This is a genomic window from Vibrio lamellibrachiae (assembly GCF_050337265.1).
In the GTDB taxonomy this organism is placed as follows: domain Bacteria; phylum Pseudomonadota; class Gammaproteobacteria; order Enterobacterales; family Vibrionaceae; genus Vibrio; species Vibrio kyushuensis.
This window is the reverse complement of the sequence record NZ_JAKJSU010000004.1, coordinates 1179401-1193564: the sequence shown is the minus strand read 5'-3', so window position 1 is coordinate 1193564 and position 14164 is coordinate 1179401. Positions and strand designations below refer to the sequence as shown.

The following is a 14164-nucleotide window of genomic DNA, read 5'->3' as shown; positions in this document are numbered from 1 at the left end:
CCCTTAAGGGTTGTTCAAGACTAGAACGTTGATAGGCAGGGTGTGTAAGTGCTGTGAGGCATTGAGCTAACCTGTACTAATTGCCCGTGAGGCTTAACCATACAACACCCAAGGGGTTTTGTGGACTCAATATAAGAACATTGAATGCGTGTTTGAACTTTTATAATCAGTTTTCCGAATTTTAGAATTTGCTTGGCGACCATAGCGTTGCGGACCCACCTGATCCCATGCCGAACTCAGAAGTGAAACGCAGTAGCGCCGATGGTAGTGTGGGGTTTCCCCATGTGAGAGTAGGACATCGCCAGGCTTTAAATATCGTTTTTAGGTCAAGACCTAAAAACAGATGGACACTTGCTATTGCAGGTATGCCACTGCGGAGTGGTAGTTCAGTTGGTTAGAATACCGGCCTGTCACGCCGGGGGTCGCGGGTTCGAGTCCCGTCCACTCCGCCACTTATTCTGAGTTTCAGCTCATTAAAACTGAAGATAGGGGTGTAGCTCCAATTGGCAGAGCAGCGGATTCCAAATCCGCGTGTTGGGAGTTCGAATCTCTCCACCCCTGCCATATTTAAGGCTCTAGCAGAAATGCTGGAGCCTTTTTGCTTTCCGTATGTATATTCTAAGAATAGATCTGCGTGTTCCCAAAAATTTAAAATAGCACATGTTGCAACTTCGGATCTTTCCACTCTTTCCACTCTTACCGCATCTAAAGCAGTAGCAGGAATGTCGAAGTTTTTTGGCTTTTTAACATATCCACATTTATCACTCTCCTTACGTTTGTCATCCATAGTTTTCGGGCTACTAATAGCAACTCACATTATCGTCGTTAACATGTATCCATTTATATGATTTTAGATATCTATAAACAGAATGCCGGATTGTAATTAGCCTGCCAATATTGTTCTCTATGTGCGTTACCCCTCAAAATCTGGTGAAATTCAATATCTTCCATTTTTGGTTTCAAATTTGAGACTACGCTTGTTACAGGTAAGTCACTGTCAGGGAGCACGAAAGATGCAACAGGAAGATGGTTTAGTTGAACACGGTTACTTTACGGAAATGCACATCGATACAATTCTAGAAAACCTAGATATTGTGCGTAAAAGTATGTTCGAACGTGAGACTTTAGAAGGAGAGTTAGAGCAAAAATTTCCTTCTGTGTGCTTAATCGGCCTAGGTAGGTGTGGATCTAACATAGCCCTTGATGTTGCAACTCTTGTCTATAATGCACGCGGAAACTATTTATCCGATGAAGCATCAGAAATAAAACCCTACGAGCAAGATAGAGGGCCGGTGAGTTGGCTGAAAGGGCGTCTATCGGGTAGCTCTGATTCAAAAGGGCACCCCGTTTACTTAATTGAGCCTGTTGTTATGGTAGGGGATCTCGATAAGGATATTGAAGGACGTATTCGTTACTCTACAAGTAAAGGTCGCCTCGATTTTTTGGAGAACTACAAAAAAATCAAAATAATGGACCTCTCTGAAGTTCATGCAGGTGGAGCGGGTAACGCACCTATACTCGGGCAATATCTCGCCAAAACAATTTTGAATAGAAAAACGAGTAACTTCTCTAATGAAACGTGGCGGTATCTTCACTCTTATCTAGTCGACTCTTGTGGAATTAAGGCCAATCAGTCTCGCCTCTACTTTTATATATTTAGCTCAGGTGGCGGCACCGGTTCGGGTATGGCTTCTGAATTTGGTCTTGCTCAACAATACTCTTATATGAGTAAAACCTTTGATCTCGCTGTTCCTAAAAGTAGTGCGTCAAGTAACAAACCACATAGCTTTGTATTTGAGCCGATCTTCACTTCCGGTATTTGTATTTTGCCTAATATCTGGGGTGAGAATGTCGAACCATCGGAAGCTTTACATATCAACTCTGGTCGCTTGCTTTGTAAGTACCTGTCAGAAGAGTGGAGCTTCTCTTATAACCTTGATGCTGTTGAAGAAGGCGAAGAGAGTTCGGATGTATTGAGTCGGATTCGCCCTTGGAATGCGATGATGTTAATCTCAAATGACATTATGCGTTATGCGGAAAATGGAGAGGAGAAGAGCAAGAAAGAAATTGATGTGAATAAAATGGAGAAGTATGCCAATCAGTATATATCGCAGCAGATCTTTAATATTCTGACTGCCCAAGCGGTGACTTCAGATTACGATGAAAACTACTTTAGAAATGCTGGCATTGATATTGCTGAAACGATAAGACTCGATGCTAACGATTTGTTTATGAGCCTTGCAGGGCCGGTAGCCATTGCTTACTCAGAGAGCGTAGTTGGGCCAAATAGAAATGGCCCGACTGATGTCGATGACTTGTTCTATCGTTCAATCGAATTACCTCACTTTAATCAGCAAACACAGGCTATAGAGGGGATAAGCCTATTACCCGTTGAGTCATCGAAGTACGCAGAGCTGTTAAGGCGTTATAAAGAAGCAAACTTTGAATTGGATGAACTAAAAGATCTTCATTTCTTTAAAAACTGTTCGTCGATTGTCTCCATAATATCTCTACCTAAAGACTTTAAGCTGACTTACACCGCTTTAAATCGTCTTAAGTCTCATATAAATAAACTATTTCCGAATACAACTCTAAAGCGTTATGCACTTGTCATTGGAACCTCACCGAATCTATCATTAACTACTTTGGTCTCAAAGAGCCCTTGTTTAAGTGATGATTTTCTTACTTTGATTGTGGCTTATGTGAAGCGTTGTTTCGCTAAAGATGAGTTTAGATATAGCGACATCATAGATAAAGTAATATTAAAAGCGATTAAGGAAGATGATTTTGATGAGGAGGAAGTTAAGTCGTATTTCCTTAACTACGAAAATCCGGCGAAGGTACTTGATACAAATTGGTATGCTATTAAACCGATGTATGAGAAAAAATATCGAGAGTTGATTTCAGATAAGAAAAAATTCACGTCTATTAACGACATACGACTTACCTCAGACTGCGTTATTCGAGCCCTAAAGTATATAAGAGAGATTTACCGTCATAAAATAAGTAAGACAAGTATTGTCTCACTAAATGCTCCTTTATCTCTTTCCGAACCATTACCGAAGCCGAAAATCACTCGGAATAATGAAGCTAAAAAGAAAAGTCAGCCTGTACTGAAAAAGAAAAATATATTAATTATTGATGATGACGTTGCAGGTGAAGATGAGGGGGAAAGTTAAACTGTTACTTCTGATGCTCAAAAACGAAAAAGCCTCGCTATAAGCGAGGCTTTGAATTTCTATATAAACCGATTATTTTAGCATCGCTTCATTAGCGTTCTCACGGATGTGCTTCAGTATAGCTTTTACGCCACGAGCACTAGAGCCAACAGTGTTACCTGACTTCATGTAGTCAGTACCGCCAGAGAAATCAGTTAAGATTGCACCAGATTCACGAGCGATAAGCTCACCAGCAGCAAGATCCCAAGGCTTAAGACCTAGCTCAAAGAAACCATCTACACGACCTGCAGCTAGGTAACAAAGATCAAGCGCTGCAGAGCCAGTACGACGGAAATCAGCACAGTCTACGAATAGCGCTGACATGATTTTGAAGTAAGATTCAGAATGCTGTTTTTGTTTGTATGGAAAGCCTGTAGCTAGAATAGCGCCATTAAGATCTTTTAATGGGTTTACACGTAGGCGACCATTGTTAAGTTGTGCACCGGCACCGCGTTGAGCTGTGAACAGTTCGTTTAACATTGGGTCGTATACACAAGCAACTTCAGTTTTACCGTTGATGCGTACAGCGATAGATACAGCGAAGTGAGGAATACCTTTTACAAAGTTCGTAGTTCCATCCAGTGGGTCGATGATCCATTGCACGTCGTTATCTTTACCTTCGATAAGACCGTTTTCTTCACCGATAACAGAGTGATCAGGGTATGAACTCTTAATAGTATCAATGATTAGTGCTTCAGCCTCACGATCTACATTGGTCACAAAGTCATGTGTACCTTTTAATGTAGTCTCGATTTTGTCTGGGTTTTCTAGTGATTTAGCAATATGATTGCCCGCTTTTCGCGCAGCGCGAATAGCAATGTTTAGCATTGGATGCATACAAATTTTCCCAACGGATGTTAAAGAACGAAAAAAGCTGGCGCAGTATACCAGAGCTGAAGTGAAATGGAAGTGGTTATTTTTTGTGCAGTTAAATTGAGTATCATTTTACGGTCACAATTTGCAACATAGATATGCTAGAATTTGAACGTTTTTAATCATGTTGTAGAGAAGCTATATGTTAGACAACGTTAAGGTTGTACTTGTTGGTACATCACATTCAGGAAATATCGGTTCTGCGGCTCGTGCTATGAAAGTGATGGGGTTAAGCCAACTTGTTTTAGTTGACCCACAGTGTGAAATCGATGATCAAGCGCTTGCATTGGCCGCTGGTGCTAGTGACCTTGTTGAGAACGCAACGATAGTAGATACCCTTTCTCAAGCAGTTGAAGATTGTCGACTGGTTGTCGGTTCTAGTGCACGTTCTCGTACTCTTGATTGGCCAATGCTAGAGCCAAGAGAATGTGGTGAGAAGTTCGTGAGTGAAGGTCAGAAACAGCCAGTAGCGTTAGTGTTTGGACGAGAAAGAACGGGTTTAACAAACGAAGAACTGCAAACTTGCCACTATCACGTATGTATCCCAGCAAACCCAGAATACAGTTCACTGAACTTAGCAATGGCGGTACAGACATTAAGCTATGAAATACGTGTAGCGCATTTGTCTCAAGAGCAGAGCCAATATGAAAAAAGTGATAGTTCGGTAGAAGAATACCCGCGTCACAAAGAGTTAGAAATGTTTTATGAGCATCTTGAAAAAGTGATCACCGATACCCAGTTTATATCTAAAGAACAACCAGGTCAGGTGATGAATAAACTCAAACGCCTTTTCAGTCGCGCAAGACCTGAAATACAAGAGCTTAATATCTTACGAGGCATTTTGTCTTCGATAGAGAAGAAGAACTAATTAAATCTGAAAAATAAAAAATACCTGACTAAAATGGTCAAACTAATACTTGACCATTTTAGTCAGGTATGAAAAGATTCATACCACATAAATAATGTGGATATGAGCAATATGAGACTGACATCTAAAGGAAGATATGCGGTAACAGCCATGTTAGATGTGGCGCTGCATTCTCAAGAAAACCCAGTGCCCCTCGCTGATATTTCTGAACGACAAGGAATCTCTCTCTCTTATTTAGAACAACTGTTTTCTAAATTAAGAAAAGCTGGTTTGGTTGCGAGTGTTCGCGGACCTGGCGGTGGCTACCGCCTCGGTGAAGATGCAGATCAAATTGCAATTGGTTCAGTTATTTCTGCAGTCGATGAGTCAGTAGATGCGACGAAATGTAGTGGGAAAGGAAATTGCCAAGGTGGTTCTCGTTGTCTTACTCATACATTATGGCGTGACTTGAGCGCACGGATTAGTGGTTTTCTAAATAACATAACACTTGGTGAGCTAATGAAGGACAGTGATATATTAGATATTTCTGACCGTCAAGATATTGAATTAGCCGTAAACCAAGGTGTATCAGAAAAAATACCTAGCGCAACATCTATTAGCGCGAATGTTCGTTCATAGCGAAATGGTTTTACATTGGAGTAATAAATGAAACTGCCTATTTATTTTGATTATTCAGCAACATGCCCAGTCGACCCACGAGTTGCCGAAAAAATGGTTCAGTGTATGACGATGGATGGCAACTTCGGTAACCCCGCCTCTCGTTCACACCGTTATGGCTGGCAGGCAGAAGAGTCCGTGGATAATGCACGTGAACAAATTGCTGATTTATTAAATGCAGATCCTCGAGAAATTGTATTTACATCGGGCGCAACTGAGTCTGATAACCTTGCCATTAAAGGTGCAGCACACTTCTATGGTAAGAAAGGTAAGCACGTTATTACCTGCAAAACCGAGCATAAAGCGGTACTTGATCCTTGTCGCCAGTTAGAGCGTGAAGGCTATGAGGTAACATACCTTGAGCCTGAATCTAATGGCATTATCGACTTGAACAAGCTGCAAGCTGCAATGCGTGATGACACTGTGCTTGTTTCTATCATGCACGTGAATAACGAAATTGGCGTAATTCAAGACATCACATCTATTGGTGAGCTCTGTCGTGCTCGTAAGATTGTATTTCATGTTGATGCAGCACAATCAGCGGGTAAAATCCCGCTAGACGTTAAAGAGATGAAGGTTGATTTGATTTCACTTTCGGCTCATAAAGTATATGGGCCTAAAGGTATCGGTGCTCTATATGTAAGCCGTAAACCTCGTATTCGTCTTGAAGCTCAAATGCACGGCGGTGGTCATGAACGTGGTTTCCGTTCTGGTACATTAGCGACGCACCAAATTGTTGGTATGGGCGAAGCATTTGCCATTGCTAAGCAAGATATGCAAAAAGATTTTGAGCACGCTAAAGCACTTCGTGAACAGCTACTTAATGGTGTTATCGACCTTGAAGCAGTAACTGTAAACGGTGACTTAGAGCAACGTGTACCGCACAATCTAAACGTAAGCTTCGCTTTCGTTGAAGGTGAGTCACTGTTGATGTCTCTGAAAGACCTAGCGGTTTCTTCTGGTTCTGCATGTACTTCGGCGAGCTTAGAGCCATCATACGTGTTACGTGCACTTGGTCTAAATGACGAATTAGCGCATAGCTCAGTAAGATTTTCATTCGGTCGTTTTACAACGGCAGAAGAAGTGGACTACGCAATCGCACAGATTCGTGTAGCCGTAAATAAATTACGCGACATGTCTCCTCTATGGGATATGTATAAAGAAGGGATTGATTTGGACACCGTTGAGTGGGCACATCACTAATCTCAGGGAAATAGAGGATTCGAGGTAACTATCATGGCTTATAGCGAAAAAGTAATAGATCACTACGAAAACCCACGTAACGTAGGTTCGTTTGATAAAGAAGACCCAAGTGTCGGTAGTGGCATGGTTGGTGCGCCAGCTTGTGGCGATGTAATGAAACTTCAAATTAAAGTAACACCTGATGGTATTATTGAGGACGCGAAGTTCAAAACTTATGGTTGTGGTAGCGCAATCGCTTCTAGCTCTCTTGTTACTGAGTGGGTTAAAGGTAAAAGTATTGATGAAGCAGCAGCGATAAAAAACTCTGAAATTGCCGAAGAATTAGAATTGCCTCCAGTGAAAGTTCACTGCTCAATTCTAGCGGAAGACGCGATTAAAGCAGCCGTTGCTGATTACAAAAAAAAGCGCTAATTAACGATAGGGAGCAGTAAATTGTTCCCTCTAAAGTTCTACTTATTATATAAACACAAGGTTGTAGTATGGCCATCACCATGACAGATACGGCAGCAGGCCGAGTTCAATCATTCTTAGAGAACCGCGGTAAAGGTATCGGGTTGCGACTAGCAGTGAAAACAACTGGCTGTTCAGGTATGGCATACGTACTTGAGTTCGTAGATGAGTTGAATGAAGAAGACCAAGTCTTCGAACACTCGGGTGTTAAGGTCATTATTGATCCGAAAAGCTTAGTTTACTTAGATGGCACAGAGCTTGATTATGTAAAAGAAGGGCTAAATGAGGGTTTTGAATTTAATAACCCTAACGCCAAAGGTGAGTGTGGTTGTGGTGAAAGCTTCAACGTTTAATTAGATAAGATAGCTAAGAAGGCGCTGCTTTCTTAGCTAGCATCTTAGGATTGATGTTTCATGAATCATTTTGAATTATTTGGGCTACCTATTCAGTTTACACTGGACGGTAGCCTTCTTTCTTCTCAGTTTAGAGAGCTGCAAAAACGCTTCCACCCTGATAACTTTGCTGCTTCATCTGAGCGTGACCGATTAATGTCTGTGCAAAAAGCGGCGCAAATTAACGACGCTTATCAAGCACTCAAGCATCCGATCTCTCGTGCGGAATACTTATTATCACTTAATGGTGTAGAGTTGCGTTCCGAAACACAAACTATGCAAGATCCTATGTTTCTCATGGAGCAGATGGAGCTGAGAGAAGAGTTAGAAGAAATTGAGTCTGCGACAGACGCTGAAGATAAACTGTTTGATTTTGAAAGCAGAATCAGCGCTATGTTTAAGAAACAGCAATCAGAACTTGAAATAGAATTGACCAATTCACATTGGACCAGCGCCGCTGATTTGGTAAGAAAATTAAAATTTATTGCTAAGTTATTACAACAAATAGAACAAGTCGAAGATCGACTACTTAGTTAATAAAACAAAGCTAATTAGAATAATTAAGGACGCTTAAATGGCACTACTTCAAATTGCCGAACCAGGACAAAGCTCTGCACCTCACCAACATAAATTGGCCGCAGGGATTGATTTAGGTACAACCAATTCACTTGTTGCTTCTGTTCGAAGTGGCGAAGCGACGCCTCTTAAAGACGACCAATCACGTACGATTCTCCCTTCTGTCGTCAACTACTCCGGTGATACTTTAACTGTCGGTCAAAGTGCTCACGATCAAGCTGAGTCAGATCCGGTTAATACGATTATTTCGGTGAAGCGTTTAATCGGCCGTTCTTTGCAAGATATTCAAAGTCGTTATCCAACACTACCGTATCAATTTGAAGAGAGTGATAACGGGCTGCCTGTGTTACAAACAGCGCAAGGTTCAAAGAACCCGATTCAAGTGTCAGCCGACATATTGAGAGTGTTAGGGCAACGTGCTGAAAAAACACTAGGTGGAGAATTAGCTGGTGTGGTGATTACCGTACCTGCGTACTTTGATGATGCGCAAAGAGCGGGCACCAAAGATGCAGCTAACTTAGCCGGTTTACATGTACTACGTCTTCTAAATGAACCTACTGCAGCGGCGCTCGCGTATGGTTTAGACTCTGGTAAAGAGGGCATTATTGCTGTCTATGACTTAGGTGGCGGTACGTTTGATATCTCTATTTTACGCTTGTCAAAAGGTGTGTTTGAAGTATTAGCAACCGGTGGGGACTCTGCGCTAGGTGGTGATGATTTTGATCACTTGATTGCTGAACATCTGTTGTCACAAATCAATATAAATACAGAGCTAACCGCAGAGCAACGTCGACAGCTACTTAATGCTGCGACTCAAGCGAAAATCGAACTGTCAGCACATAATAGCTGTGACGTTTCAGTACTCGGTTGGCAAGGGACATTAACTCGCACTGAGTTTAATGATCTGGTGACACCTTTAATTAAAAGAACATTACTCTCTTGTCGCAGAGCATTAAAAGATGCCTCTGTTGAGAAGGACGAAGTTATGGAAGTCGTCATGGTTGGCGGTTCTACACGTACTCCACATGTTCGTGACTTGGTTGGTGGATTCTTTGACCGTAAACCGTTGACTGATATTAATCCTGATGAAGTTGTGGCTATAGGTGCAGCTATTCAAGCTGACGTACTCGCTGGAAATAAGCCAGATTCAGAAATGTTATTGCTTGATGTTATTCCACTTTCATTGGGGATTGAAACAATGGGTGGATTGGTTGAAAAAATCATTCCACGCAATACCACAATCCCTGTAGCTAAAGCTCAAGAGTTTACGACGTTTAAAGATGGTCAAACAGCCATGACCATCCATACCGTTCAAGGTGAGCGTGAAATGGTTGATGATTGTCGATCGCTAGCTCGCTTTGCTCTGAAAGGAATCCCTCCAATGACAGCTGGAGCTGCACATATCCGCGTGACTTATCAAGTCGATGCTGATGGACTACTTTCAATTACAGCAATGGAAAAAAGCACAGGTGTGAAGTCTGACATACAAGTCAAACCATCCTATGGTTTGAGTGATAATGAAGTCGCTAGCATGCTGAAAGACTCAATGACTTATGCAAAAGAAGACATGGGCGCTCGAGCACTAGCAGAACAGCGTGTAGAAGCCGATCGAGTTATTGAAGGCCTTATCGCCGCTATGCAGGCAGATGGTGACGAACTGTTATCTGAAGCTGAAGAACAAGCACTGATCAAAGCGATAGAGTCATTGATTGAGCTTCGTAATAGTGATGACCCAGATGCCATTGAGCATGGAATTAAACAGACTGATAAAGCGAGCCAAGATTTTGCTTCTCGTCGTATGGATAAGTCCATTCGTGCTGCGCTATCAGGCCAGTCAGTTGATGATATTTAAGAGATAAAATTTATGCCTAAAATTGTAGTGTTACCTCACGAAGACCTTTGCCCGGAAGGTGCTGTATTAGAAGCAGAGAAAGGACAAACCGTTCTTGATGTTGCCCTTAAAAATGGCATTGCTATCGAGCATGCTTGTGAAAAATCGTGTGCTTGTACAACTTGCCATGTCGTTATTCGTGAAGGTTTTGACTCACTTGAAGAGAGTGATGATCTTGAAGACGATATGTTAGATAAAGCTTGGGGCTTAGAGATGGAATCTCGTTTAGGTTGCCAAGCGAAAGTAGCAGACGCAGATTTAGTGGTGGAAATTCCAAAGTACACCTTAAACCTTGCGTCAGAAGAGCACTAAACTTAACAAATAGGTTAACTACTAATTAAGGAATAATGATGAGCTTGAAATGGATTGACTCGCGTGACATTGCGATTGAGCTTTGTGATTTACACCCAGACACAGATCCTCAAACGGTTCGCTTTACAGACCTGCATCAGTGGGTGTTGGATCTTGAAGATTTTGAGGATGATCCCAAGCACTCTAACGAGAAGATCTTGGAAGCCATAATGTTGTGCTGGATGGATGAAATCGACTAGTTACCGGAAAAAGAACGAATAATTATTAAAACGGACCTTATGGTCCGTTTTTTTTATCAAATTGACACTTTCATCCTACATAATGCTAACATTCTTGCGTTATTAAAAATGGTATTAAAACCTTACACAGACAAGGAGAAACCATGTCAACACAGATGTCCCTATTTATCAGTCGTGAGCCTGCTCAGCCACAGTGGGGCGACAAAGCCATTTTGTCATTTTCAGACAATGGTGCAACAGTCCATATTGGCGAAGGCCATGACCTTGGTGCGGTTCAACGTGCAGCTCGTAAACTTGATGCTCAAGGTGTTAAATCAGTATCTTTGCAAGGCGAAGGCTGGGATCTAGAAAGTATCTGGGCTTTTCAACAAGGCTACAGAAGCCCTAAAAAGACCAATAACCTCGAGTGGCAACCATTAGATCCTGAGTCACAAGTTGAATTAGAAGCTCGCATTAAGACAACCGATTGGACTCGCGACATCATTAATAAGACGGCTGAAGAAGTCGCGCCTAGACAGCTAGCAACAATGGCCGCTGAATTTATTAAGTCAGTCGCTCCTAAAGGTACTGTCAGCGTTAAGATTGTTAAAGATCGTGATCTATTGGCGGAAGGTTGGCAGGGGATATTTGCCGTTGGCCGTGGTTCAGAGAGAACGTCAGCGATGCTTCAACTCGACTATAACCCAACAGGCGACGAGAATGCGCCTGTGTTTGCCTGTCTCGTTGGTAAGGGAATCACATTTGACTCTGGTGGTTACAGCATTAAACCTGGTCAGTTTATGACAGCTATGAAGGCTGATATGGGCGGCGCTGGAACGATCACTGGTGGACTCGCATTAGCTATTACACGTGGTCTGAATAAGCGCGTGAAGCTTATTTTATGTTGTGCTGAGAACATGATTTCTGGCCGTGCATTAAAGCTAGGCGATATCATCACGTACAAAAATGGCAAGACTGTTGAGATAATGAACACCGATGCGGAAGGCCGCTTGGTTCTGGCTGACGGGCTTATGTATGCAAGTGAACATAATCCTGAGTTGATCATTGACTGTGCAACCCTGACCGGCGCGGCTAAAAACGCGCTGGGTAATGATTACCATGCACTGCTAAGTTTTGATGATGAATTATCACAAAAAGCATTGAGTGCTGCAGGTCATGAAAAAGAAGGTTTATGGCCACTTCCATTAGCGGACTTTCACCGTGGAATGCTACCATCAAACTTTGCTGATTTGTCCAATATCAGTAGTGGTGATTACACGCCAGGTGCAAGCACCGCAGCAGCGTTTCTTTCTTACTTTGTTGATGATTATAAGAAAGGCTGGGTTCATATGGATTGTGCAGGTACTTACCGTAAGTCTTCAAATGACAAATGGGCTGCAGGCGCAACAGGAATGGGCGTTCGCACTCTAGCTCGCTTCCTAACAGAACAAGCTAAATAGCATTTAGTAATCAGATACATCTAATTATAAAAGCCGCTAAAAATCATAGCGGCTGATAACAACAATAATTGAAACAAAAAGGATATTTTATGGCTCTTGAAAGAACTTTTTCTATCGTTAAACCAGATGCAGTAAAGCGTAACTTGATTGGTGAGATCTACCACAGAATCGAGAAAGCAGGCCTACAGGTTATTGCTGCAAAAATGGTTCAACTTACTGATGAGCAAGCTGGTGGGTTTTACGCAGAGCATGAAGGTAAAGAGTTTTACCCTGCGCTTAAAGAGTTCATGACATCGGGTTCAATTATGGTTCAGGTCCTTGAAGGGGAAAATGCTATTGGTCGTTACCGTGAGTTAATGGGAAAAACCAACCCAGAAGAAGCGGCGTGTGGCACACTTCGCGCTGATTACGCTATCAGTATGCGTTATAACTCTGTACACGGTTCAGATAGCCCTGAATCTGCTGCGAGAGAGATTGAATATTTCTTCCCGAGTTCAGAAATCTGCCCGCGTTCGAACTAAATATTCTCAAGTAAAAACCGTCTATTTAAAACCTCAGCCTAGTTGCTGAGGTTTTTTTATGCTTGCATTCGTATGAAAGGTTAATAAATAACCACTGGTAAATAATAGAGTTAACTATTTCCAACTAGACTTAACTTGTTGGCAACACGTAAAGGCTGTACAATTCGCGCCCTTAAATCTTGTTTCTGTTATTGAGAGGCTACATGACCACTGAAAAAATCAATCTACTCGATTTTGATCGTAAAGGTATGCGTAAATTTTTTGCTGAAGAGTTGGGTGAAAAAGCATTCCGCGCTGATCAGTTGATGAAGTGGATTTATCACTTTGGTTGTGATGACTTCGACAAGATGAATAACATCAATAAAAAGCTTCGCGAAAAACTAAAGCACCGTTGTGAAATCAAAGCACCTTATGTGTCTGAAGCACTTCACTCACAAGACGGCACCATTAAATGGGCGATGCGTGTTGGTGATCAAGACGTTGAAACGGTTTATATCCCTGAAGAAGACCGTGCGACTTTGTGTGTCTCTTCTCAAGTCGGCTGTGCATTAGAATGTAAGTTCTGCTCAACTGGCGCTCAAGGCTTTAACCGTAACCTTAAAGTATCAGAAATTATTGGTCAGGTTTGGCGAGCAGCGAGAGAAATCGGTCTAGAAAAAGAGACAGGTCGTCGTCCTATTACCAATATCGTAATGATGGGCATGGGCGAGCCACTTCTCAACATGAAAAATCTAATCCCTGCATTAGAGATCATGCTGGATGATTTTGGCTTTGGTTTGTCAAAGCGACGCGTAACAGTGTCGACCTCTGGTGTTGTTTCAGGCCTTGATCAAATGACCGGAACGATTGACGTTGCTCTAGCAATTTCTCTACATGCACCAAATGATAAGCTTCGCAGTGAAATCATGCCAATTAATGATCGTTGGGATATCCAAGACTTCTTAGCTTCAGTTCGCCGTTATATTGCATCATCGAATGCAAACCGTGGCCGAGTGACTGTTGAGTATGTTCTATTAGATCATGTGAATGATGGAATGGAGCACGCGAGAGAGCTAGGCGAGTTAATGAAAGACACGCCATGCAAATTCAACTTGATTCCATTTAACCCGTATCCGGGTTCTCCATATAAAAAGCCGAGCAACTCTCGTATTGATCGCTTTATGAAGACACTCATGGAATATGATTTTACGGTGACGACGAGGAAGACTCGTGGTGATGATATCGATGCAGCATGTGGACAATTAGTCGGCGATGTTATAGATAGAACTAAGCGGACAAAAATGAACGCAGCGGTCGGTGAGCAAATACCAACCAAATCGCTTTAATTCGAAAGATGAAAACAAAGCCAGAGCATGCTCTGGCTTTGTTGTTTTTACATTTTGAAATTAAATTATGGCGATTCTATGTAAAATTTATGAAAAACCTTGACCTGCTTGTGATTTTCGATTGATGGGCATGTTGTTAATCGGTCAATATCTATTAGAATTGCTTATTAGCCTGGTGTTTCAGTTTTGATTCAGGTTTT

General features: G+C 42.0%; 14 protein-coding genes, 2 tRNA genes and 2 rRNA genes. 17 read left to right on the top strand and 1 reads right to left on the bottom strand.

All coding sequences use genetic code 11. The features are described 5' to 3' along the window. The 5 genes from L4C54_RS05610 to L4C54_RS05590 all read left to right on the top strand — a co-directional run. A 23S ribosomal RNA gene (locus L4C54_RS05610) occupies positions 1 to 101 on the top strand; the annotation flags it as partial. 90 nt (positions 102 to 191) lie between these two features. After that, a 5S ribosomal RNA gene (gene rrf / locus L4C54_RS05605) occupies positions 192 to 307 on the top strand. Between the two features lie 68 nt (positions 308 to 375). Beyond that, a tRNA-Asp gene (locus L4C54_RS05600) sits at positions 376 to 452 on the top strand. 35 nt (positions 453 to 487) lie between these two features. After that, positions 488 to 564: transfer RNA gene (locus L4C54_RS05595), tRNA-Trp, on the top strand. 449 nt (positions 565 to 1013) lie between these two features. Then, positions 1014 to 3179, top strand: coding sequence for a hypothetical protein (locus L4C54_RS05590; RefSeq protein ID WP_428807374.1), 2166 nt, complete (start codon positions 1014 to 1016; stop codon positions 3177 to 3179). A gap of 72 nt (positions 3180 to 3251) precedes the next feature. On the opposite strand, the gene suhB is transcribed toward L4C54_RS05590, so the two are convergent. Further along, complete coding sequence (suhB, locus tag L4C54_RS05585) at positions 3252 to 4055, bottom strand: inositol-1-monophosphatase (RefSeq protein ID WP_428803654.1); 804 nt, start codon at positions 4053 to 4055, stop codon at positions 3252 to 3254. Positions 4056 to 4233: 178 nt separating this feature from the next. On the opposite strand from suhB, the gene trmJ reads away from it, so the two are divergent. The 12 genes from trmJ (at position 4234) to rlmN (ending at position 13964) form a co-directional block, all read left to right on the top strand. Then, positions 4234 to 4959 (top strand): tRNA (cytosine(32)/uridine(32)-2'-O)-methyltransferase TrmJ, encoded by a 726-nt coding sequence (trmJ, locus tag L4C54_RS05580; RefSeq protein ID WP_428807373.1) that lies wholly within the window; start codon positions 4234 to 4236, stop codon positions 4957 to 4959. Positions 4960 to 5070: 111 nt separating this feature from the next. Further along, positions 5071 to 5577, top strand: coding sequence for a Fe-S cluster assembly transcriptional regulator IscR (gene iscR, locus L4C54_RS05575; RefSeq protein ID WP_428807372.1), 507 nt, complete (start codon positions 5071 to 5073; stop codon positions 5575 to 5577). Between the two features lie 27 nt (positions 5578 to 5604). Then, a complete protein-coding gene (locus tag L4C54_RS05570; RefSeq protein WP_428807371.1) occupies positions 5605 to 6819 on the top strand; it encodes an IscS subfamily cysteine desulfurase in 1215 nt (404 codons plus the stop codon). A gap of 33 nt (positions 6820 to 6852) precedes the next feature. After that, positions 6853 to 7230, top strand: coding sequence for a Fe-S cluster assembly scaffold IscU (iscU, locus tag L4C54_RS05565; RefSeq protein WP_428803650.1), 378 nt, complete (start codon positions 6853 to 6855; stop codon positions 7228 to 7230). 68 nt (positions 7231 to 7298) lie between these two features. Next, positions 7299 to 7622, top strand: coding sequence for an iron-sulfur cluster assembly protein IscA (iscA, locus tag L4C54_RS05560; RefSeq protein ID WP_248010470.1), 324 nt, complete (start codon positions 7299 to 7301; stop codon positions 7620 to 7622). Between the two features lie 60 nt (positions 7623 to 7682). Next, positions 7683 to 8198 (top strand): co-chaperone HscB, encoded by a 516-nt coding sequence (gene hscB, locus L4C54_RS05555; protein WP_428807370.1) that lies wholly within the window; start codon positions 7683 to 7685, stop codon positions 8196 to 8198. A 37-nt stretch (positions 8199 to 8235) separates the two neighbouring features. Continuing rightward, the gene (hscA, locus tag L4C54_RS05550) at positions 8236 to 10089 is read left to right on the top strand and encodes a Fe-S protein assembly chaperone HscA (RefSeq protein WP_428807369.1); all 1854 of its coding nucleotides are present in this window, start codon (positions 8236 to 8238) and stop codon (positions 10087 to 10089) included. Positions 10090 to 10101: 12 nt separating this feature from the next. After that, on the top strand, positions 10102 to 10440 hold the full coding sequence (fdx, locus tag L4C54_RS05545; protein WP_428803646.1) for an ISC system 2Fe-2S type ferredoxin: 339 nt from the start codon (positions 10102 to 10104) through the stop codon (positions 10438 to 10440). A 38-nt stretch (positions 10441 to 10478) separates the two neighbouring features. Continuing rightward, complete coding sequence (gene iscX, locus L4C54_RS05540) at positions 10479 to 10679, top strand: Fe-S cluster assembly protein IscX (RefSeq protein WP_428803645.1); 201 nt, start codon at positions 10479 to 10481, stop codon at positions 10677 to 10679. Between the two features lie 143 nt (positions 10680 to 10822). Next, the gene (pepB, locus tag L4C54_RS05535; RefSeq protein WP_428807368.1) at positions 10823 to 12118 is read left to right on the top strand and encodes an aminopeptidase PepB; all 1296 of its coding nucleotides are present in this window, start codon (positions 10823 to 10825) and stop codon (positions 12116 to 12118) included. 89 nt (positions 12119 to 12207) lie between these two features. After that, positions 12208 to 12639, top strand: coding sequence for a nucleoside-diphosphate kinase (ndk, locus tag L4C54_RS05530; protein WP_428807367.1), 432 nt, complete (start codon positions 12208 to 12210; stop codon positions 12637 to 12639). A gap of 203 nt (positions 12640 to 12842) precedes the next feature. After that, positions 12843 to 13964 carry a dual-specificity RNA methyltransferase RlmN gene (gene rlmN, locus L4C54_RS05525; RefSeq protein WP_428807366.1) on the top strand — a complete coding sequence of 374 codons (1122 nt, stop codon included), beginning with the start codon at positions 12843 to 12845 and terminating at the stop codon, positions 13962 to 13964. Positions 13965 to 14164 lie beyond the last annotated feature (200 nt).

Bases quoted from the DNA above. Each gene is read 5' to 3' on its own strand.
- iscA (WP_248010470.1), top strand. From the start codon at position 7,299: ATGGCCATCACCATGACAGATACGGCAGCAGGCCGAGTTCAATCATTC.
- iscR (WP_428807372.1), top strand. From the start codon at position 5,071: ATGAGACTGACATCTAAAGGAAGATATGCGGTAACAGCCATGTTAGAT.
- fdx (WP_428803646.1), top strand. From the start codon at position 10,102: ATGCCTAAAATTGTAGTGTTACCTCACGAAGACCTTTGCCCGGAAGGT.
- hscA (WP_428807369.1), top strand. From the start codon at position 8,236: ATGGCACTACTTCAAATTGCCGAACCAGGACAAAGCTCTGCACCTCAC.
- hscB (WP_428807370.1), top strand. From the start codon at position 7,683: ATGAATCATTTTGAATTATTTGGGCTACCTATTCAGTTTACACTGGAC.
- iscX (WP_428803645.1), top strand. From the start codon at position 10,479: ATGAGCTTGAAATGGATTGACTCGCGTGACATTGCGATTGAGCTTTGT.
- pepB (WP_428807368.1), top strand. From the start codon at position 10,823: ATGTCAACACAGATGTCCCTATTTATCAGTCGTGAGCCTGCTCAGCCA.
- trmJ (WP_428807373.1), top strand. From the start codon at position 4,234: ATGTTAGACAACGTTAAGGTTGTACTTGTTGGTACATCACATTCAGGA.
- rlmN (WP_428807366.1), top strand. From the start codon at position 12,843: ATGACCACTGAAAAAATCAATCTACTCGATTTTGATCGTAAAGGTATG.
- ndk (WP_428807367.1), top strand. From the start codon at position 12,208: ATGGCTCTTGAAAGAACTTTTTCTATCGTTAAACCAGATGCAGTAAAG.
- L4C54_RS05590 (WP_428807374.1), top strand. From the start codon at position 1,014: ATGCAACAGGAAGATGGTTTAGTTGAACACGGTTACTTTACGGAAATG.
- suhB (WP_428803654.1), bottom strand. From the start codon at position 4,055: ATGCATCCAATGCTAAACATTGCTATTCGCGCTGCGCGAAAAGCGGGC.
- iscU (WP_428803650.1), top strand. From the start codon at position 6,853: ATGGCTTATAGCGAAAAAGTAATAGATCACTACGAAAACCCACGTAAC.
- L4C54_RS05570 (WP_428807371.1), top strand. From the start codon at position 5,605: ATGAAACTGCCTATTTATTTTGATTATTCAGCAACATGCCCAGTCGAC.